This window comes from Sphingobium sp. MP9-4 (assembly GCF_005281675.1).
Taxonomy (GTDB): domain Bacteria; phylum Pseudomonadota; class Alphaproteobacteria; order Sphingomonadales; family Sphingomonadaceae; genus Sphingobium; species Sphingobium yanoikuyae.
Map to the genome: position 1 here is coordinate 32,045 of NZ_LUFI01000020.1, position 19,894 is coordinate 51,938.

20 protein-coding genes and 1 pseudogene are annotated in these 19,894 nt (G+C 65.1%); 7 read left to right on the forward strand and 14 right to left on the reverse strand.

Features of this window, described 5'->3' with window-relative positions:
• Window positions 1-11: 11 nt before the first annotated feature.
• Entirely contained in the window at window positions 12-578 is a 567-nt protein-coding gene (locus A0U87_RS04375) for a TetR family transcriptional regulator (RefSeq protein ID WP_015449258.1), read from the reverse strand.
• A gap of 69 nt (window positions 579-647) precedes the next feature.
• Between A0U87_RS04375 and A0U87_RS04380 the strand changes: the two genes are divergently transcribed.
• From A0U87_RS04380 to A0U87_RS26610, 3 genes are all read left to right on the forward strand, one after another.
• Window positions 648-1,478, forward strand: a complete 831-nt coding sequence (locus A0U87_RS04380) for an SDR family oxidoreductase (RefSeq protein ID WP_037479754.1) — start codon at window positions 648-650, stop codon at window positions 1,476-1,478.
• Between the two features lie 250 nt (window positions 1,479-1,728).
• Window positions 1,729-2,214, forward strand: a complete 486-nt coding sequence (locus A0U87_RS26605) for a hypothetical protein (protein ID WP_016743853.1) — start codon at window positions 1,729-1,731, stop codon at window positions 2,212-2,214.
• Between the two features lie 27 nt (window positions 2,215-2,241).
• Window positions 2,242-2,391, forward strand: a complete 150-nt coding sequence (locus A0U87_RS26610; protein WP_226948521.1) for a CorA family divalent cation transporter — start codon at window positions 2,242-2,244, stop codon at window positions 2,389-2,391.
• 62 nt (window positions 2,392-2,453) lie between these two features.
• On the opposite strand, the gene A0U87_RS04390 is transcribed toward A0U87_RS26610, so the two are convergent.
• From A0U87_RS04390 to A0U87_RS04430, 9 genes are all read right to left on the reverse strand, one after another.
• Window positions 2,454-2,861, reverse strand: coding sequence for a response regulator (locus A0U87_RS04390; RefSeq protein ID WP_007683354.1), 408 nt, complete (start codon window positions 2,859-2,861; stop codon window positions 2,454-2,456).
• Window positions 2,862-2,942: 81 nt separating this feature from the next.
• On the reverse strand, window positions 2,943-3,566 hold the full coding sequence (locus A0U87_RS04395; protein WP_007683357.1) for a response regulator: 624 nt from the start codon (window positions 3,564-3,566) through the stop codon (window positions 2,943-2,945).
• Entirely contained in the window at window positions 3,556-5,091 is a 1,536-nt protein-coding gene (locus tag A0U87_RS04400; protein WP_037512054.1) for a PAS domain S-box protein, read from the reverse strand. Before A0U87_RS04400 ends, A0U87_RS04395 begins: the two co-directional genes overlap by 11 nt.
• 59 nt (window positions 5,092-5,150) lie before the next feature.
• Complete coding sequence (locus tag A0U87_RS04405) at window positions 5,151-5,624, reverse strand: DUF305 domain-containing protein (RefSeq protein WP_004212732.1); 474 nt, start codon at window positions 5,622-5,624, stop codon at window positions 5,151-5,153.
• 90 nt (window positions 5,625-5,714) lie between these two features.
• Window positions 5,715-6,863 (reverse strand): copper resistance protein B, encoded by a 1,149-nt coding sequence (locus A0U87_RS04410; protein WP_020820521.1) that lies wholly within the window; start codon window positions 6,861-6,863, stop codon window positions 5,715-5,717.
• Window positions 6,863-8,788: a copper resistance system multicopper oxidase gene (locus A0U87_RS04415; protein WP_007683365.1), complete on the reverse strand. Its 1,926-nt coding sequence runs from the start codon at window positions 8,786-8,788 to the stop codon at window positions 6,863-6,865. The genes A0U87_RS04410 and A0U87_RS04415 overlap by 1 nt, the downstream gene beginning before the upstream one ends.
• A 66-nt stretch (window positions 8,789-8,854) precedes the next feature.
• On the reverse strand, window positions 8,855-9,421 hold the full coding sequence (locus A0U87_RS04420; protein WP_007683367.1) for an RNA polymerase sigma factor: 567 nt from the start codon (window positions 9,419-9,421) through the stop codon (window positions 8,855-8,857).
• Window positions 9,418-9,858: a periplasmic heavy metal sensor gene (locus tag A0U87_RS04425; protein ID WP_007683368.1), complete on the reverse strand. Its 441-nt coding sequence runs from the start codon at window positions 9,856-9,858 to the stop codon at window positions 9,418-9,420. The genes A0U87_RS04420 and A0U87_RS04425 overlap by 4 nt, the downstream gene beginning before the upstream one ends.
• The gene (locus A0U87_RS04430; RefSeq protein ID WP_004212738.1) at window positions 9,858-10,130 is read right to left on the reverse strand and encodes a hypothetical protein; all 273 of its coding nucleotides are present in this window, start codon (window positions 10,128-10,130) and stop codon (window positions 9,858-9,860) included. Before A0U87_RS04430 ends, A0U87_RS04425 begins: the two co-directional genes overlap by 1 nt.
• Before the next feature lie 133 nt (window positions 10,131-10,263).
• Here A0U87_RS04430 and copC point away from each other — a divergent pair, with 133 nt between their 5' ends.
• From copC to cueR, 4 genes are all read left to right on the forward strand, one after another.
• Complete coding sequence (gene copC / locus A0U87_RS04435; protein ID WP_007683372.1) at window positions 10,264-10,641, forward strand: copper homeostasis periplasmic binding protein CopC; 378 nt, start codon at window positions 10,264-10,266, stop codon at window positions 10,639-10,641.
• A gap of 4 nt (window positions 10,642-10,645) precedes the next feature.
• Window positions 10,646-11,590 (forward strand): copper homeostasis membrane protein CopD, encoded by a 945-nt coding sequence (copD, locus tag A0U87_RS04440; protein WP_020820523.1) that lies wholly within the window; start codon window positions 10,646-10,648, stop codon window positions 11,588-11,590.
• A 395-nt stretch (window positions 11,591-11,985) separates the two neighbouring features.
• The gene (locus A0U87_RS04450) at window positions 11,986-14,343 is read left to right on the forward strand and encodes a heavy metal translocating P-type ATPase (RefSeq protein ID WP_066861573.1); all 2,358 of its coding nucleotides are present in this window, start codon (window positions 11,986-11,988) and stop codon (window positions 14,341-14,343) included.
• The gene (gene cueR, locus A0U87_RS04455) at window positions 14,340-14,738 is read left to right on the forward strand and encodes a Cu(I)-responsive transcriptional regulator (RefSeq protein ID WP_004212744.1); all 399 of its coding nucleotides are present in this window, start codon (window positions 14,340-14,342) and stop codon (window positions 14,736-14,738) included. Before A0U87_RS04450 ends, cueR begins: the two co-directional genes overlap by 4 nt.
• A gap of 26 nt (window positions 14,739-14,764) precedes the next feature.
• On the opposite strand, the gene A0U87_RS04460 is transcribed toward cueR, so the two are convergent.
• The 4 genes and pseudogenes from A0U87_RS04460 to A0U87_RS04480 all read right to left on the reverse strand — a co-directional run bounded on the left by A0U87_RS04460 (window position 14,765) and on the right by A0U87_RS04480 (window position 19,851).
• Window positions 14,765-15,400 (reverse strand): response regulator, encoded by a 636-nt coding sequence (locus A0U87_RS04460; protein ID WP_137405242.1) that lies wholly within the window; start codon window positions 15,398-15,400, stop codon window positions 14,765-14,767.
• A gap of 562 nt (window positions 15,401-15,962) precedes the next feature.
• Window positions 15,963-16,871 carry a ribose-phosphate pyrophosphokinase gene (locus A0U87_RS04470; protein ID WP_004212748.1) on the reverse strand — a complete coding sequence of 303 codons (909 nt, stop codon included), beginning with the start codon at window positions 16,869-16,871 and terminating at the stop codon, window positions 15,963-15,965.
• Window positions 16,868-18,406 carry a thymidine phosphorylase family protein gene (locus A0U87_RS04475; RefSeq protein WP_004212749.1) on the reverse strand — a complete coding sequence of 513 codons (1,539 nt, stop codon included), beginning with the start codon at window positions 18,404-18,406 and terminating at the stop codon, window positions 16,868-16,870. Before A0U87_RS04475 ends, A0U87_RS04470 begins: the two co-directional genes overlap by 4 nt.
• Window positions 18,403-19,851 (reverse strand): annotated as a pseudogene (locus A0U87_RS04480) (MBL fold metallo-hydrolase). Before A0U87_RS04480 ends, A0U87_RS04475 begins: the two are co-directional and overlap by 4 nt.
• Window positions 19,852-19,894: the final 43 nt, after the last annotated feature.

Genomic DNA, 19,894 nt, shown 5'->3' on the forward strand with positions numbered 1-19,894 from the left:
GCCTCGCACGATCACACGCGCAGCAGTCGCCCCACCGCCCGCATGATCGTCGCCCGGCGCGCCGCGTGCTCGGCAGCGTCGCGTGCAGCTCCGGTCATGCACCAGAGCTGGGTGAGGGCGGCGACAAGCCGGACGACATCCAGGGGCGTGAAGTCGGCGACGATCCGCCCCTCGGCCTGCGCCGCTGCGATCCCGTCCAGCTTCTCCCCGAGAAGGACCTCGCCGGCCGGGAGCATCAGAACATCCTGGCCACGCTCCAAATGATGCCAGGTCAGCAGCCTCCACAGGCGCGGGCGTTCGACCAGCAAGTCATAGGTGCGCCCCGCATAACCCTCAAGATCATTGGGATCGAAGCGATCGGCCTGCGCCGCGTCCATCACTTCCTGCGTCAGCGCGGCATCGAAGAGCGCCTCCTTGTCCCCGAAATAGGTGTAGAGCATCGGCTTGCTGATACCCGCCGCCTGCGCAATCCGGTCGATCCGCGCGCCCGCCAGCCCATGGGACGCGAACTCCTCGGTCGCTGCAGCCAGGAGCGTCTCGCGGCTCTGTGCGGCATTCCGCCGGGTTCGTTGCTTCATCACACCTCCAAGCATTGACGCATTCCAGGTTTCAAGTTACCTACCAGTTGGTAATATATGGAGTAACATATGTCCAATCACTGGTTTCTCACGGGCGCGTCCAGCGGTATCGGCCGCCATCTGGCCGAACTGATCCTGGCCGCTGGCGACGACCTTACCGCGACGGCCCGCAAGCCCGAAAGCCTCGATGATCTCGCGGCGAAATATCCGAGCCAGCTGCGCGTCGAAGCGCTCGACGTCACGGTCAAGGACGATATTGCTGCGGTCGTGGCCCGGGCGCAGGCGCGTCGACCCGTCGATATTCTGGTCAACAACGCCGGCGGCGGCGTGATCGGCGCCACCGAAGAGATGTCGGACGCCGAGGTCGAAGGCCAGATCGCGCTCAATCTCATGGCGCCCATCCACATCACCCGCGCCTTTGTCCCCGCCATGCGGCTGCGCGGGAGCGGCCGGATCATCCAGATCTCCAGCGCTAGTGGTCAGGGCTCGCTTCCGACGAGCAGTCTCTATCATGTGGCCAAATGGGGCCTGGAGGGCTTCAGCGAATGCCTCCGCCAGGAGCTTGAACCCTTCAACCTGTTCGTGACACTGATCGAGCCGGGCGGGGCGCGCACCAGCTTCAGCCACAATCTGCAATTCGCCAGCGAGATCGCCGCGTATCGCGATACGCCCGCCGGCCATATCCGCAAGATGTTCGAGACCGCCGGAAACGAGCTCTACACGCTCGACCCGCAAAAGATCGCGCAAGCGATCGTTGATGTCGCAACCAGCGACCATCCGCCGCTGCGCGTGACTCTGGGGGGTGACGCTTTCGGCGTTGTCCAGGCGGCGCTGCAATCGCGGCTCGCCTTTCTGCAGTCCCAGGAAGCGCTCGCGCGCTCGGTCGCTTTCGACAGTTGAGCTTTTCCGTCTTCCAGCTTTCGTCTCCGCGCGGTGCGACGCGCCTCACCGGGGCCCGGCAACCCTGTCGTCAGCGCCGTTATCCGATACTTAGGTATAGTCATCCGACACGATTGCAGAGGCGCCACACGGGCAATCGCTTGGTACCATCGCAAGAGAGGAAAACCCTCGCGGTCGCCAATCAAGGGTGCGCAGACCTTCGCAGTCGCGTGCCCTTGATGTGGCAGCGCGCCGCCCAGCCACGCGCGTCATGAACGGGAGCGGCCTTCTGCGAAACCCAACGCTCCGCCGCATTTTCTATAAGCTCTCGCTCGAATTGCTGCGCGCCGCCTTCTTCTTCCTGCGATTGGGCTTGAAGAATGACGAGTGTTTGTGCGCGCGTCTCAATAGGCGAGGCACACGGCTTCCGGTCGCCGCCGCCGTTCTTTGTCACAATGGCAAACGGCTACGGCCGGCGACCCTGATCGATCCGGCGTGCGAGCACGTCGGCAAGGATGACTTCGTGTGGATCAAAATGTCCCAGCCCAGCGAAACAGAACTTGCCGACATCGCCGGGAATTACGGCCTTCATCCGCTTGCCATGGAAGGTGCCGACAACGGCCACCAGATTTCGAAGCTCGACGATCACATGCTCAGGGTTGAGAGCGCCATCACCGGCATCCGCGACATCCTGATCTCGGTGTTCGAGGCGAGTCACCTGCTCGAACAGCAGCGCCAAGGTGCGATCACCCGTTAGCTTGCCGCCCGGGATGCGATCCTCGCGGTGCCTACCGCGATTGCCGGAATCTACGGCATGAATTTCGAGAATATGCCCGAACTGAAGACGCAATGGGGATATTTCGTCATCCTCGGCGTCATCGCTGCGGTCTGCATTGGGCTCTACATCCGGTTCAAACGTAGCCACTGGCTTTGACGGCGCAGATTGGCTTTCCACATCGCGCCGGGCTGAGGCTGCCGGGGGCCGGCCGCCATAACTCAATGCTTTCGCAGAACCTCGGCGCGGTGCCGGTCCAACGCATCGAGCAAAGCCCTGCCGATCAAAGGCTTTGCGAGAACGTGATCGAAGCCCGCCTCGGCGGCCCGCCAGGCCAGCAGCGTGTCGTGAAAGCCTGAGATCATGATGGCGCGTCCCGACCATCCGATCTCGCGAAGGTGACGCAGCATCGCGAATCCGTCGATGTCGGGCATGCGATAGTCGAGGATGACGCAGTCTGCCTCCTTCGCGCGGGGGTCGGCCAACAGCGCGTGGCCGGTCGTATATCCCCACACGGCATAGCCGCGCGATCTCAGCAGCAGCTGGAGGCCACGCCGCACGCCGGGATCGTCGTCGGAGACGAGGATGGTGTATCTGCCATCATGCTGAGTGGAACGGACCGATGGCATTGCGAGAAGCGGACACCCGTGTGACGATTGCACCATCGATCGCATATCGCGCCTCGTCCCGTCGCTACGTAGAGGTCGCAGTCACTTCGGCTTGCGGCCCATGCCCGCGGCAAAGGCGATCCGCAGGGCTTCGGACAAATTGCGGACCTCGAGCTTGGCCATCAGGCTCGCGCGATGGACCTCGACCGTTCGCGATGAACAGCCCAGGTCATAGGCGATCGTCTTATTGGGCAGGCCGTTCGCCAGCCCTTCCAGCACTTCACGCTCCCGGGGCGTCAGTGCAGCGACCCGCACGCCGGCTTCAGAGGTTTCCAGAGTGCGAAAGTCGACATCGTCGAGACGCGCGAACGCGCGGCTGACGGCGCCGAGCAGGGCGGCTTTCTCGAAGGGCTTCTCGAGAAAGTCGACCGCGCCGCCTTTCATGGCCTGCACCGCAACCGACACGTCGCCATGGCCGGTCAGGACGATGACCGGCATATTGACCCCGCGTGCTGCCATGGCGGCCTGAACCTCGAGACCGTCCATCTCGGGCATGCGCACGTCGAGGATGACGCAGCCGACGGCCGCCGACTTCGCCTCCTTGAGAAACTCCACGCCCGAGGCATAGGTCACGACGTCGTAGCCCGCGGTCTTGAGCGCAAAGCTCGCCGCCTTGCGGATGCTCTCCTCGTCGTCGACCAGATGGATGACGCGTCTATCCCCCATGTTCCTCCTCCGCCCGCGCATGGATCAAGGTAAAATGAAAGCGCGCGCCGCCGCGGACGGGGCGCTCCATCCAGATACGGCCCCCATGCGCTTCGATGATGGTCCGGCAGATCGAAAGGCCGAGGCCCATGCCGTCGGCCTTTGTCGACTTGAACGCCGTGAAGAGCTGCTCCCGGACCTCGTCGGCGATGCCGGGGCCGGTATCCGCCACGGTCACCTCGATCAGCCCGTCAGGGCGCAACCTGGTCGCCACCTTGAGGTCGCGAACCGGACACTCCGCCATCGCCTCGATGGCATTGCGCATCAGGTTGACCAGCACCTGCTGGATCTGCACCCTGTCGACGAGGACCGGCGTCGCGGCGGGATCGACTGCAAAGAAGCTGCGGATGCCGCGCTCGCGGGCGTCGACCAGCGCGAGCTGGCTCGCCTCGGCGATGACCCGCGGCAGCTCGTGGAGGCTCTTGTCGACCTCGCCGCGGGCGACGAAATCGCGCAGGCGCCGGACGATATGGCCGGCCCGCAGCGTTTCCTGTGCCGCATCATCCATCACCGACCGTAGCGACACGAAGGGTTCGTCGTCCCGCTCGTCGAGCATGTCGCGGATCGTCTCGAGATAGAGCGCGACCGCGGCAAGCGGCTGGTTGAGCTCATGCGCGAGGGTCGAGGCCATCGTGCCCATCGCGCTCAGCCGGGAGACATGGACCAGCTCTGCCTGCAGTTCCTTGAGCCTGAGCTCATCCTGCTCCTTGGCGGTGAGATCCCGGATGAAGCCGGTGAACAACCGCTGCCCGTCTTCACCGGCCTCGCCAACCGACAGCTGCATCGGGAAGGTCGAGCCGTCGCGGCGCTGGCCGACCACGACGCGGCCGAGGCCGATGATCCGGCGCTCGCCGGTCTGGAGATAATGCGCGATATATTCGTCGTGCCGGTCGCGATCGGGCTGGGGCATCAGGCAGGAGACGTTGCGGCCGACGAGCTCGGTTTCCGAATAGCCGAACAGGCGTTGGGCGGCCGCGCTGAACGACGTGATGGCGCCGGTCTCGTCGATGATGATCATCGCATCGGGGACGGTCGCCAGGATCGACTGGAGATGCTGCTCGCGGGTCTCGATTGACGCCCGGACCGCCGCCTCGTCGGTGACATCGCGACTGATGCAGGCAAAGCCTCGATGTGCGTCGCCTTCGAACAGGGCGCTGATCGTCAGGCGCGCGAGATATTCCGCGCCGTTCTCGCAGACCCGCCACGCTTCGCGCTCCAGCGTGCCTTCGTGAAGGGCGGCCGCCAGGTCTGCGCACGGGCGGCCGGCCGCAATCTCGTCGGGCGGGTAGAACAGGTCATGGGGCTGTCCCAGGACGCGATCGAGGGGCCAGCATTCGGCACGCTCGCCTTCTTCATTATAGCTCAGCACGATCCCGGCAGGATCGAGCAGCGTCAGGACGTGGCCGCCAGCCTGTCGCAGGAACAGCGGCGCAAGCCGCGCTACGTCGCTGGCAATCTCGTCCGGCCCGCGCCTCGTGTCGACCATCGTCCCGGCTCACGGGCCTGGCCGGGCGCACGGATCCGGGCGTAGCCCGACCGTGCCACTCAGCGCCGCGCGAGTATGGCCTTCATCTCGTCGATTTCCTGCCGCTGCGAGCGCTTGATCGCTTCGCAAAGCCGGATGACTTCCGGATCGCTGAGCTTTGCTTCCTGGCACATCAGGATCGCCCCGGAATGATGCGGGATCATCGAGCGCAGAAAGGCCGTGTCGCCGATCGTGGTCTGGGTGCGGATGAGCGCAAAGCTGCCGAAGAAGGCGACCAGCGACGCGGCGATCAGCGCGATGTTGGCGGCTTTCGACGCGAACATGTGCCGCATGGCGACGATCATCAGCACCACCATCGGCGCGACCATCATCAGCGTCATGTAGAGCATGTTGAGGTTGTTGTAGAAGCTGTCGAGCCCGTCGATCATGACGAACATCACCAGATACATGATGACGCCGCTGATGACGGTCTGAACGGCAAGGCTCCAATAGGCGCCCATCTTCCGGGTGTTCATGTGGGACGAATGGTCCATGGCGTATCTCCTTCGCTCGGCGCCGGCCGACCTTGGTATGAGTGTAACGCCCCGCTCTCCTGTTCGCCCCCGCCATCAGCCGTCCTGATGCTAAAACCAGAAGCGAACGCCGGCGACGAAGCTGGTCGCATGGACGTCCTCGCCGGCAAGCCTCGACAGCCGCGCCGTGTCGCCGGCTTTGCGCAGATAAGAGACGCCGATATAGGGTGCGAACTGGCGGCTGAACTCATAGCGCAGGCGCGCGCCGAGCTCTATGTTGACCAGCCCCGAACCGATGTCGTTCTCCGGAATATCCTGCGCGGCGAAATTGACCTCGGCGCGCGGCTGCAAGATCAGGCGCTGGGTAATGCGCTGGTCGTAATAGCCCTCGACCCGGCCCAGAACATCGCCCTTGGTCGAGAGGAACAGCGCGCCTTCGACTTCGAACATGCCGGGAGCCAGGCCCTCGACGCCGACCGTCGCGTAAGTGCGGTCGGGCCCGCGGCCGAAGTCCTGGCGGATACCGCCCTGAAGATTGAAATAGGGGTCGATGGCCCGGCTATAGAGCACCTGCACCTCCGCGCTGTCGATGCCGCGGCCGAACTCGCCTTCGCCCTCGCTCTTGAGCCAGAGCCGGTTGATATCGCCGCCGTAAAAGCCTTCGCCATCCCAGCGATAGCCATCGCGACCGCTATGCGCTTGATACTCGAACAGGTTGAGCAGCACCTGCCCGAAATTGTTGCCGCCGCTGTCCTTCATCATGATGTCGCGTGAGCGCGCCATCTCGGCGCCGGGAAAATCACGATCGGCGAAGTGGTCGCTGGGGGGAGGCGGCGGGGGCGCATTGCCGGCCGGAAGCGCCGTGCCGGTCATTTGCATGCCGGGCATGGCGGTCTGGCCATGCTGCGAATGGTCCATCCCGGGCATGTCCGGCATCGCGCCGTCCTGATGCTGGGAGTGGTCCATGCCCGGCATGTCCGGCATCGCGGGAGACGCGGGTTGCGGCTGACCGGCCGCATCTCCCTGCGGCGCAGGACTGGCCTGGTGCTGCGAATGGTCCATCGCCGAGGTGGCGTCTGGCGCTGGTGTCTGAGCGCGCGGCCTGGCGGCGGCCTTGTCCTTCTTCTTCTCCTGCGCCGGCGGCACCTCGCCCGGCGGCGCCATGCCGGGCATGCCGTGCATTGAATGATCCTGGGCAAAGGCGGGCGCGGCAGCGAAAAGGGCGATCGCGCTCACCAGCGGCGTGAGGATGCGGGTCATTACGCGTCTCCCTTCGGACGGACGCTCACGACCCGCATCATCCCGGCATGCATGTGGTAGAGGAGATGACAGTGGAAGGCCCAGTCGCCGACCGCGTCGGCGGTGAAGTCCCAGGTCACCTTGCCGCCGGGCTGGACGATTACCGTATGCTTGCGTGGCGCATGATCGCCATGCCCCGTCACCAGCTCGAAAAAATGCCCGTGAATATGGATCGGATGCCCCATCATCGTGTCGTTGATGAGATTGACGCGCACCCGCTCGCCTTCGATGAAGGGGATCGGCTCGTGATGGTCCGACATTTTTTCGCCGTCGAACGACCACATGAACCGCTCCATGTTGCCGGTGAGGTGAATGTCGATGCTGCGGCTCGGCGCGCGCACGTCCGGATTGCGATCGAGCGCCATCAGGTCCCTGTAGACAAGCACCTTGTGGCCGACGTCGGCGAGGCCCTGGCCGGGCTCGCCGGTGCGGTCGACGGGCATCGGCGAGATGGTCTGGACGCTCGGGTCGCGCTTCACCTGCGGCGCGTTCGAGAAGTCTCGCATCTTCATCGACCCCATCGCGTGCCCGCCATGGTCCATGCCCGCCATCTGGCCATCGGCGCCCATCGCGCCGTGGTCCATCCCGCTCATCGCGGAATGATCCATCCCCGAATGATCCATGCCTGCCATGGCGCTATTGTCCATGGTCGCCATCGCTGCCGCCGCGCCGGTCGCGAGGCGCGCGGACGCGTTCTTCTCGGCCGTCGGATCGACGCCCCGCATAGCGCCGCCCGACATGTCCATGCCTTCCATGCCCGGCATCGAGGACATGTCCATGCCCATGTCCTTCATGTCGGCGAGCGGCCGTTTGCGTAAGGGGGGAACCTCGCCGGCCATGCCGGCGCGCGGCGCGAGCGTGGCACGCGCCATGCCCGAGCGGTCGATCGCCTCGCCGACAAGGGTGTAGGCCTTGTCATCGCCTGGGCTGACAACGACGTCGTAGGTCTCGGCAACACCAACCTGGAACTCGTCGACGGTGACCGGCACCACATTCTGCCCGTCGGCCTGGACGATGGTCAGCGGCAGGCCGGGGATGCGGACGTTGAAGGTGGTCATCGCCGACGCATTGATGACCCGCAGCCGCACCCGTTCGCCCGGGGTGAAGAGCGCGGTCCAGTTGTCCATCGGACCATGGCCGTTGACGAGATAGGTGTAGGTGGATCCGGTCACATCGGAGATGTCGGCCGGGTCCATCCGCATCTGGCCCCAGTCGAGCCGGTCCTTGAGCGGCTGATCCTTGCCCGACAGGAGCCCGGCCAGGGTCTGGCGCTGGAAATTGAAATGGCCGGGGTTGACCTTGAGGCGCCGGAAGATCGCCTGCGGCGAGAGCGCGCTGTGATCGGCGAGCACGATGACATGCTCGCGGTCATAGGCGACCGGATCGGCACCGGCGGGATCGATGATGATCGGGCCGTAATGGCCTTCCTGTTCCTGCAGGCCTGAATGGCTGTGGTACCAGTAGGTGCCGCTTTGCACGACGGAGAACTGGTAGAGGTAGTTCGAGCCCGGCTTGATGCCCGGAAAAGACACGCCCGGCACACCGTCCATATTGGCCGGCAGGATCAGCCCGTGCCAGTGGATCGAGCTGTCCTCCTCCAGCTGATTGATGACGTTGAGCCGCACGCGCTGGCCCTCGCGCAGCCGGATCAGCGGGGCGGGGACCGTGCCGTTGAGGCCGATTGCCCGGAACTTGCGCCCGTCGATGGTCATCGACTGCCGGGCGATGGTGAGCGTAATGTCTTCGCCCGACACGGTCGGCAGCGTCGGTCGCATCCCCGGCGAGATCGTCTGCGCCCAGGCCGGCAGCCAGGCTGACAATGCTGCGCCGCCGCCGGCGAGGGCCGCGCCGCGGAGGAACTGGCGGCGGTCGAGAGCAGAAATCATTCGGTTGTCTCAGCTTTAAGAAAGAGGGCGTACCTATTGGGAATACGCAGCATGGCCTCATCCCCCTCAAACTTTCTTTAATATTTCCGAAAGGCGTGCCCTAGCTCGATAGAGGCGCGTTTCGACCGCCTTCTGGCTGATCCCGAGAATTTCGGCGGTTTCAGCTTCCGATTTCTCGTCGATCGTACGCAAAATAAGCGTGTCCTTGAGGGAAGACGGCAGGGCAGCAATCGCTTTCATTGCTTGCGCGAGCTGCTGTTCGGCCCCGATCGCCTGATCGGGCAGCGGTGCGTCGTCGGCGACGCCGTCCGCCTCGCCGAGCGGTAGGGCTAGGGCAAAGAAATTTCGAACCGCTCGCCGACGCCGCCAGTCATGGCATTTGTTGATGACAATCCGGGACATCCAGACCTGGAAGGGTCGGGTTACGTCATAGCGGTTGAGTGCGGCAAAGGCCGCGACGAAGCTCGCCTGGGTGACATCCAGTGCCTCATCCATAGATCCGACATGGCTGCGCACGAGCCGGTGAACCCAACCTTGATGCCGGCGGACCAGCTCGCCATAGGCCGCTTGCCGGCCTCCAAGCGCCAGAGCCGCGAGCTCCCCGTCCGAGCAGTCGGGGAGGCACGCGGTCATTCGGATTTGGCCGTCAGCGCTTTCACCACGGCGTCGTCGAATTTGTCCGTCTGATCCGGGCGCAGCACGGCCCGCATCGCGAAGATATGCTCAAGTGTTTCTTTCTGCAGCGCGCCCATGGCCTGGTGCGAGCGATCCACCGCAGTTGCGACTTGCGGGCCATAGCCATGCTCCGCTTCGATCGCTTCCGCGAGACGCGCATTGTCGGCGCGCAATTCGGCCTCCAGCGCTTGACGCCGGATCGCGTAGTTCTTCTCGATTGTCTCGAGTCGGCTGTGTTGCGCTGAATTCAGCTTCAGATCGCGATGGAGCAGCTCGTGCAGCTCATTTTCGACCGGGCGCACTGGAACCACATAGACGCGGCCAATGACAACGCCAGCGATCGCCGCGGCGAAGGTCACCAGGACGAGGAGCAGGAGCCGGCGGCGGTCGCGCATCACTGCGAGCTCAGCAGCGTCGAGGGCGCAAGCGCGAGCCGAGCATCGAAGGGCGATAGCGGTTTGGCATCAGCAGACCGTGTCGGAACTGCCGAGCCGGCAATTCCGATGAACAGCGCGGTTGCGGCCGCGATGCCGAACGTCATAGCGCCAAGGCTTGGTATGGCCCGGATGCGCGCTATTTCCGCCATGACCCGGCTTTCCAGGCCGCCGAGCCTGGGATCGAGAGGCGCATCGCGCAACCGCGAGAGCAGGTGGTCAAGTTCATCCATGGTGCTTCTCCGTCTTCATCCTTCAATACGCACGATGGTCCAGGAACCCTTGCTGTAGATTGAAAAGAATAATTGCGAGGGGTGGGGGCTCGGGCTGCGTATTGTCTCATGGGATCTACAGGAGAATGTTCCAATGCGTTTCTTTTCGCCTCTCGCAGTTATCGCCGCCGTCGGCCTGAGTGTTTCTGCTCCGGCCTACGCGCATCCCAAGCTTGTGTCCTCGACGCCCGCCGCGAACGCCAGCGTCTCGGCGCCTTCGCGTATCACGCTCACCTTCAGTGAAGGTCTGATGCCGAAGCTGTCGGGCGCCGAGATCGTGATGACCGGCATGCCCGGCATGCCCAACCACCGCATGGCGGTAACCGGCTTCAAGACGTCCGTCGAAGGCGACAAGACGCTCGTGCTGACGCTCGCCAAGCCGCTCATGGCGGGCAGCTATCAGGTCGCCTGGCACGTCGTCTCGACCGACACGCACCGCATCCAGGGCAATCTCGCCTTTACCGTCAAGTGACGCCATGAACGACGTGGCACTCGTCGCCGTCCGCTGGGCGCTCTACGTCGATCTCGGCCTGTTGTTCGGCCTGCCGCTGTTCGCGCTCTATGCGCCCGGCGGCGGCCGGATGGTACAGCGGCATCTGCCGATGGTAGCAATGGTGGCCGGTCTCGCCTGTCTCGCCCTCCTGCTGTCGGCGCTGGGGTTCGCGTTGCAGGCAGCGGCCATGACCGGGCTGCCGCTCACCCAGCCTGATCTTTCCATGGTCGCAGAGCTGTTCAACGGCACGTCCATGGGAACGGCGCTGAAGGCGCGCCTCGTCGCGCTCCTCGTTCTTCTGCTCTCCATCCCCTTCTATCGCCGGCAATCCCGTCCTGCCTTCATCGCCTCCACTCTGGCAGGCGCGGTCGCACTCGCGACCCTCGCCTGGAGCGGGCATGGCGCGGCCGGCGAAGGCGAGGCGGGCTGGCTGCAACTGGGGGCCGATCTCATCCATCTGCTCGCCGCGGGCGCCTGGGTCGGCGCGCTTGCCGCATTCCTTGCGCTGGTTCTTACCAGGCTCGCAACCGATGATCTCGCCACTGAAGACATGGACCGGGTCATGCTCGCCGAGGAAGCGCTGCGGGGCTTCTCCCTCGTCGGCACGATCATCGTCGCCCTGCTGATCCTGACCGGGACGGTGAACGGCTGGTTCCTGGTCGGCCCGGGCAACATCGCGTCTCTCGGGCAGTCGACCTACGGCCTGCTGCTCATCGCCAAGCTGCTGCTCTTCGCCGGCATGCTGGGCCTGGCCGCGCTCAACCGTTATCGCCTGACCCCGGCACTTGCGCAGGCGATCGAGGAAGAGGACGCGCCACGGGCGCAGGCGCTGCTGCGCGCGAGCCTCGTCGTCGAAGGCGGTCTTGCGATCGTCATTCTCGGGCTGGTCGCCTGGCTGGGGACACTGTCGCCACCCATGTCGATGTAGTTTATCGTTTCGAACGCCTCGCGTTGGGAGAAGCCAATGCAATCGTACACCCCGCCGCGCGGGACTGGATCGACGAAAGACTATGATCGCGCGATCCGCCTGTGGGCGCGGGAGAAGCGGTGGCGTGCCGCCATGCTTGCCATGCTGCGCCCGGATTGGCGCCTGGTAATCGCCGATTATGGCCGCCAGCACGGGTCTCATGCGGCTCGCCTTCCGCCTGACCGTGCAGCGGGCTCGATGGCATCGACGATACCCAGCCCAATGCCGACGGCGTGCTCCCCGGCCTGATGGCGGCCAAGCGAACGGGCCCGCCGATTTGGCCACTTAGGCGATTACGTATTGACCCTGACACGGTGTCAGACCCTAGATCGTCAGGCGTCGAAAGGAGCGAGGCGATGAACGAGACACATGGAGCGGCGCATGGCGGCGGTTGCTGCGGCGGCCACGGCACCGCTAAAGCGGCGACCGGCGTCAAGGACCCGGTCTGCGGCATGACCGTCGACCCGGCGACCACGGCGCATCACGCCGAGCATAGCGGTGAAAGCTATCATTTCTGCAGCGCGGGCTGCCGGACCAAATTCATCGCCGATCCCGAGCGCTATCTCGGCCCGCCGACGCCGCCGGTCGCGGCGCCCGAAGGCACGATCTGGACCTGCCCGATGCATCCCGAGATCCGCCAGGACCATCCCGGGTCCTGTCCGATCTGCGGCATGGCGCTCGAACCCGCGACCGTGACCGCCGACAGCGGCCCCAGCCACGAGCTAGTCGATTTCACGCGGCGCTTCTGGGTCGGCCTCGTGCTGGCTCTCCCGGTGCTGTTCCTCGAGATGGGCGCGCATGTCTTTCCCGCGATCCATCGCCTCGTGCCGATGTCTATCTCGGTATGGATCCAGTTCGTGCTGGCGACACCCGTCGTGCTGTGGGCGGGCTGGCCGTTCTTCGAGCGTGGCTGGGCCTCGCTCAAGACCCGCAACTTCAACATGTTCACCCTGATCGCGATGGGGACCGGGGTCGCCTGGATCTACAGCGTCATCGCGACGCTCGCGCCTCAGCTGTTCCCGCCGGCCTTCCGCGGCGAGGACGGCATGGTTGCCGTCTATTTCGAGGCGGCCGCGGTGATCACCGTCCTCGTGCTGCTCGGCCAGATGCTCGAACTGCGCGCGCGGGAACGCACCTCGGGCGCGATCAAGGCGCTGCTCAACCTTGCACCAAAGACCGCGCGCCGGATCGGTTCTGATGGGAACGAAGAGGAAATCAGCCTTGATCTGGTTGCGGTGGGCGACCGCCTGCGGGTGCGGCCGGGCGAGAAGGTGCCGGTCGACGGCGTAGTCGAGGACGGCCGCTCCTCGCTCGACGAGTCGATGGTCACCGGCGAATCCATGCCCGTCACCAAGGCAAAGGCCGACACAGTGATCGGCGGCACGCTCAACCAGACCGGTGCGCTGGTGATCGTCGCCGACAAGGTCGGCCGCGATACCATGCTCGCACGCATCGTCCAGATGGTCGCTGAGGCGCAGCGCTCGCGCGCGCCGATCCAGCGCATGGCCGATCAGGTGTCGGGCTGGTTTGTGCCCGTGGTCATCGCGGTCGCGGCCGTCGCGTTCATCGCCTGGGGCATCTGGGGTCCCGAGCCGCGCTTCGCCTATGGGCTGGTGGCGGCGGTCGCCGTGCTGATCATCGCCTGTCCCTGCGCACTGGGGCTGGCAACGCCGATGTCGATCATGGTCGGGGTCGGCCGCGGCGCCGGGCTCGGTGTCCTCATCAAAAATGCCGAAGCACTCGAGCATATGGAGAAGGTCGACACTCTCGTCGTCGACAAGACAGGCACGCTGACCGAAGGCCGGCCTGCCGTCACCCAGGTCGTGCCGGCGCCCGGCTTCGACGAAGCCGAGCTGCTGCGTCTTGCCGCCTCGGTCGAGCGGGCGTCCGAGCATCCGCTCGCGTTGGCAATCGTCGAGGCCGCGAAGGATCGCGGCATCGTCACGAGCGACGTCATCGACTTCGACTCGCCGACCGGGCGCGGCGCGCTCGGCACGGTCGAAGGGCGGCGCATCGTCCTCGGCAATGCGCAGTTCCTTGCCGACAAAGGGGTTGCGACCGATGCGCTCGCCAGCCAGGCCGACGCGCTGCGCCGGGATGGCGCCACCGCGATCTTCATCGGGGTCGACGGCACAGTCGGCGGCGCCTTCGCGATCGCCGATCCGGTGAAGGCCACGACACCAGAAGCGCTCGCCGCGCTCAAGGCGGAGGGCATTCGCGTGGTCATGCTGACCGGCGACAACCGCACGACCGCGGAAGCGGTCGCCCGACGCCTGGGCATCGACGAGGTCGAAGCCGAGGTGCTGCCCGATCAGAAGAGCGCCGTGGTCGCCAGGTTCAAGCGCGAGGGGCGGGTCGTCGCCATGGCCGGCGACGGTGTCAACGACGCCCCCGCGTTGGCCGCCGCCGACGTCGGCATCGCCATGGGTTCCGGCACCGACGTCGCGATCGAGAGCGCTGGCGTCACGCTGCTCAAGGGCGACCTGACTGGCATCGTCCGGGCGCGGCGGCTCAGCCAAGCGACCATGTCGAACATCCGCCAGAATCTCGTCTTCGCCTTCATCTACAATGTCGCGGGCGTGCCCGTAGCGGCGGGTGCGCTCTATCCGCTGTTCGGTATTCTGCTCTCGCCCATTATCGCGGCGGCGGCGATGGCGCTCTCTTCGGTGAGCGTGGTCACCAACGCGCTGCGCCTCAACCGGAAAGCACTGTGAACATCGGCGAGACGTCACGGCAGAGCGGCGTCTCTGAGCGGATGATCCGCCATTATGAAAAGATCGGCCTCATCCCGGCGCCGGCGCGTCGGGGTGCTGGCTATCGTGACTATGGCGAGCGCGACCTCCATCGCCTCCGGTTTATCGCCAATGCCCGCGATCTCGGCTTCCCGATCGAGGAGATCCGCACGTTGCTCAGCCTTTGGGCCAATACCGGCCGTGCCAGCGCGGAGGTGAAGCGGCTTGCCCTTGCCCGCGCCGATGAGTTTCAGCGCAAAGCCGAGGCGTTGACGGCGCTGCGCGACACGCTAATCGACCTGGCCGAGCGCTGCCAAGGCGACGAGCGGCCGGATTGTCCGATCATCGCCGAACTGGCCGCGGCCCGATCCGCATAGCATCCGGCATCGCACGGCCGAGAATTTTAGGGGTGCCCGTTTTCGGTCGATTCGTGCAGGTCGACGGCGAAAGCGATCCGCAACAGGTCGGGCAGGCTTTGCGCGTTGAGTTTGATCATCAGACTGGCCCGATGCAGCTCGACCGTGTGCGACGTGACGCCGAGTTCATCTGCGATAAGGCTATTTGGATAGCCTCGCGAAATTCCTCTCAGAACGGCCCGTTCGCGCTGCGTCAGTCTCGCGGCTTTCGAAAGAGCGTCGGCCTGTTCGGAGGCACGACGGGCTATACTCTCAAGCCAGCTGAAGCCGCGGTCGATCGCGCCGAGCAATGCGGCCTTCTCGACCGGTTTGGCGAGAAAGTCGGCAGCGCCCGCCTTCATCGCCTGTACGGCGAGCGTAGGATCGCCATTGCCCGTCAGCACCACGACGGGCATGTCGATACCGCGTCGCGTCAGCTCCGCCTGAACCTGCAGGCCGTCCGTGTCGGGCATGTGCATGTCGAGAACCACGCAGCCTTTCTCGGCGTCCTCTGCGCTCAACAGAAACTCCGGCCCCGAAGCGTAGGCTTCTACGGCAAACCCTGCGGTCCGCAACGTGAAACTTAGTGCTTTTCGTATTGTCTCTTCGTCATCGACGATATGCACGACGCGCTTGTTCCCCATAGCCCCCGAGATCGATCAATACGCAGTGCCGCGAGGGCAGCGCTTCAAGGGATACTTCTCTGCACGTTCGACTATGGTCCCAGGTCAAGAGTAAAAATTTGGCGAGGCAAAACGGCGAAGGACAGCGAAACTGTGAGGGTTCGGCTACTCCGCTCACACCAATGCCGCGGTCGCTGCGGCTCATTGCCGGGTCTCTGCTCCGGACGATGCATGCGAGTTGCCCGCGCCGCCCTCGGCGCGATCGAGCCATCGCTACGCTTCCATCACATCGTCGACCGGCAGCGGGTTACTGGCGCCCGGCGGGCGAGGGGGGCGGGTTGGCCCTTGACGGCTGCGCGATCGGACGCCCAGGATAGCAGGGTGGCGCGCTTTACTTCGGGCTCAAGCTTCAGGTGCCCAGCAACGTCGAGGGGATCGATGAACGAGCGTGTGTGCGACACGACATATCCTCCTTCCCTGCCGCGATTTTCTCCGAAAGGGAGATCTCAGGAGATTGGTTCGGACTCGTTTAGGGTCAATGGATGAGGACGCGCACAGCGTTTGCCGGGCGTTCATTTCCGTCTTAGAACTGACGCGCAGCACGCCATTCAATCCGGTGGCGAACGGCCTCCGCGATCGCTGGCATGACGTCTATATCATTCGACGCATGTGCAACCGCGTTCGTGCTGACGATCCTTTCGACAAGCCCACCCAGAACCTGCGCTGCATCGCCGGCAAAAAGCGGATGCACGACCACGCAATCCGGTCGCGCGAACCCCATGCCGACCAGTTGGCGCGCCGCCTCGGTGAGGGTCCGACCGGATGAGGCGATATCGTCGACCAGCACCGGCTGGCGATCGAGAAACGCTGGGGCATTCGGAATCGAGATGGTGACGTGACGGTCGCCGGATCGGATTTTCTCGCACACGAGAAACGGAGCATCGGCATCGGCCGCCACCTGCGAGACCCACTGTTCGCTTTCCAGGTCCGGACCGATGATCAGCGGGCGAGCGACATTGCGCTTGATCCACGAGGCCAAAAACGGCGCGGCATGAACAACCTGGGTTGGGATGCGGTAGATTTCCGACAATTCATGGTAGCGATGGAGATGCGGATCGACCGTCACCAGCCAGTCGAGATGGCGAGACAGGATCGCAGCAAAGGTTCGCGACGTCACCGCCTCGCCGGCATGGAAGCGTATGTCCTGGCGCATGTAAGCGAGGTAAGGGGCGACGAGCCCGATCCTGCGAGCGCCAAGATCGCGCGCGGTGTCGGCTGCGAACAGCAGCGGCAACAGCTTGGCGTCCGGATGATCGAGACTGGACAGCAGGATGACCTCGCGGTCGCTGACGTCGTTTCCGACCCTGAGATAGGTTTCCCCGTCAGGAAACTGACGATGCTCGATCGTGCCGACCTCTGCATCGAGCGCGGCGGATAGCGGCTGTGCCAGGGCCTCGCTGCCAGGCAGCGCGAACAGGACGGGACGGTTCATAGCGCTTCAATCCCGAAGATCGGCCCGTCGCTCACGGCATAGGCCGCCGCATAGTCGAGCTCGCCCGGGCTCTCGGCATGAATGCTACACAAGGGAGCCCCGGCATCCACCATCTGGTTCAGCCGACACTGCAGTGCGACGCCAGCGGCCTTGGCCACCGGCGCGCCGGCGAGCTTCGCGACCGTCGCGAGCTTGCGATTGTCGATACTCACCAGGCGGCCGCTATAGGGAGCGATCATATCCTGCTGAAACCGGGCGACCGGTGGAGCCCGCATGCCGCCCTGCGCTTCGCAGATACGTTGGAACTTGGCCCAGGCCCCGCCGCTTTCGAGACACGCCCGCGCACGCGCATAGCCTTCGCCGGCCGGGGCCGCGTCAGCGAGCTCAAGCAGTCCTCCCGCCAGCTCGCAGGCCCGGTGGGCGAGATCCTCGGCGCCCGGCTGCCCCTGGAGGACGGCAAGGATATCCTGCGCCTCGAGCGCCGGGCCGATGCCCCGTCCGATCGGCTCCGCGCCGGGGCCGCGCATCACGCGCGTGCGAAGCCCGAAGGCTTGGGCGACCGAGCTCAGCGCGCGCTCGAGCGTATCGGCGGCATCGGTTCCGCGTACCTTGGCGGTCGGCCCGACCGGGATATCGATGACCAGATGGGTCGCACCGGCCGCGATTTTCTTGGACAGCACCGAGGCGACCATCTGCCCTACGGCATCGATATCGAGCACTCGTTCAACGCCGATGATCACATCGTCGGCCGGGCTGAGATTGACGGCGCCGCCCCAGGCGATGCAGCCGCCTTCGCGCTCGACCACCTTGCGGATGGCGGAAACGTCGAGGTCGACAGGTGCAAGCACCTCCATCGTGTCCGCCGTGCCGGCCGGCGAGGTGATCGCCCGCGACGATGTCTTGGGCATGATCAGGCCCTCCGCGGCCATGATCGAGACGATGATCGGCGTGGTGCGATTGCCCGGCAATCCACCGACGCTATGCTTGTCGACGATGACCGCTCCGGACCACTGCAATCGCTCGCCGACATCGACCATCGCCCTGGTCAGGCTGATCGTTTCGTCCGTATCGAGCGGGACCGCTGAGCATGCCGTGATGAACGCCGAGAGATGGACATCGCTATAGCGTCGCTCGGCGATGTCGGTCATGATCGCTGAAAAAGCCCCTTCACTGAGACGATTGCCATAGATGCGCCGACGCACTTCGGCGAGCGAGGCGAGAGGCTGGGCGTGCGCGATCTCGACCGGATCGCCCTCGCTGACGCCGAGCCGCCGCCATGCGGATTCGGACAGGCCGATCTCGCCGGGCGCTGGAGCCTCCGCGGAACTGTGCAGCAGCGAGACGACGATTTCCCGCCCGCCGGCGTGCAGCGCGACCTGCGCGCGCGACGCGAGACCTTCCGAGCGGCAGACGGGACAGTCTTGGCGCATGACCGCGATCAGATCACCTCCGGCAGCCGACAGGCCGAGGCGGTGTGCCCGCAGCGTCGTCGCGACAGGCTCTACTTCGGCGTCCTCGATGATCCCGGGCTTCACGCGAGCATGCCCCAGCTACCCAGCGCCGGTACGCTGCATGCCCAGCCCAGATCCTCCGAGACACGCTTCGCCAGGACCTGGGCGCCGGTCGGCTCGCCATGCGTGACATAGACATGGCGCGGGGGCTCTTGCAGCGACCCGAGCCAGCGCATGAGCTCGTCGCTGTCGGCATGCGCCGAAAGCATCGTCAGGTTGGCGACATCGGCTTCGACCGGGATATACTCGCCGTGGATCTTGATCGTCCGGGCGCCCCCGATCATGGCGGCGCCGCGGGTGCCCGCCGCCTGGAAGCCTGAGAAGAGGATGAGGTTCTTCCCATCCGGCGCGAAGCGCTTGAGATGGTGGAGCACGCGGCCGCCCGTTGCCATTCCACTGGCCGAGATGATGACCTTGGGAGCGGGGTTGGCGGTGAGTTCCTTGGATTCCTCCACTTCGCGCACATAGTGCGCGACGCTGCACGCCGCTTCGCACTCGGCGCGGGCCAGGCGATGCTCGTCCATGAAATCGCACATCAGCCCGCTCGCGTTGATCGCCATCGGGCTGTCGAGGAAGATCGGGATGTCGCGGAGGCGTCCCTGCGCGCGCAGACGCGAGAAATGATAGAGAAGCGACTGAACCCGTCCCACGGCGAAGGCCGGAATCACCACCGTCCCGCCTCTCTCGACGCATCGTTCGACATGATCTCCAAGCGTCTTTGTCGGATCGACCTGCTCGTGGCGCCGATCGCCATAGGTCGATTCCACTAGGACATAGTCGGCGCGCGCGGGCGGCTCGGGATCCTTCATCACCGCATCGCCGTAACGGCCGATGTCGCCTGAGAAGAGGATTGTCCGCCCCTTCCAGTCGATCTCGATCGACGCCGCGCCGAGGATGTGGCCGGCGCGATGGTAGCGCACCCTGATGCCGTCCGTGACTGCATGCCACGCTCCGAACTCGATCGGGCGGAAGAGCTGCAATGCCAGACGCGCGTCGGCCTGGGTGTAGAGGGGCAGCGCCGGCTGGTGCCTGGAGAAGCCGTGCTGGTTGGCGAACTCCGCATCCTTTTCCTGCAGATGGCCGCTGTCGGGAAGAAGGAGCTCGCACAGGGCCGCGGTCGCCCGCGTGGCAAGGACGGTCCCGTCCCAGCCCAGGCGCGCCATGCGCGGTAGTGCGCCCGAGTGATCGAGATGGGCGTGGGTCAGCAGCACCTGGCCGACATCCGCGACTTCGGGTGGGATCGATGCCCAATTAAGGCGGCGCAGATCCCTGGGTCCCTAAAACAGGCCGGAATCGACCACGATCTGAGTTTCACCATCGTCCACCAGATAACGCGACCCTGTGACCGTTCCCGATGCGCCGAGAAAGGCAACGCCGAGACCATCGGCCGGGCGCTTGGCCAGATCGATCCTTGCTTCACGCTCGAAGATGGTCACGCGGGAATGGTGCCGTTTCTTTCTCTTTTGCATGGACGCGGGCCTGCCTCTCACGATTATGTTCGTGAGCGCAGCA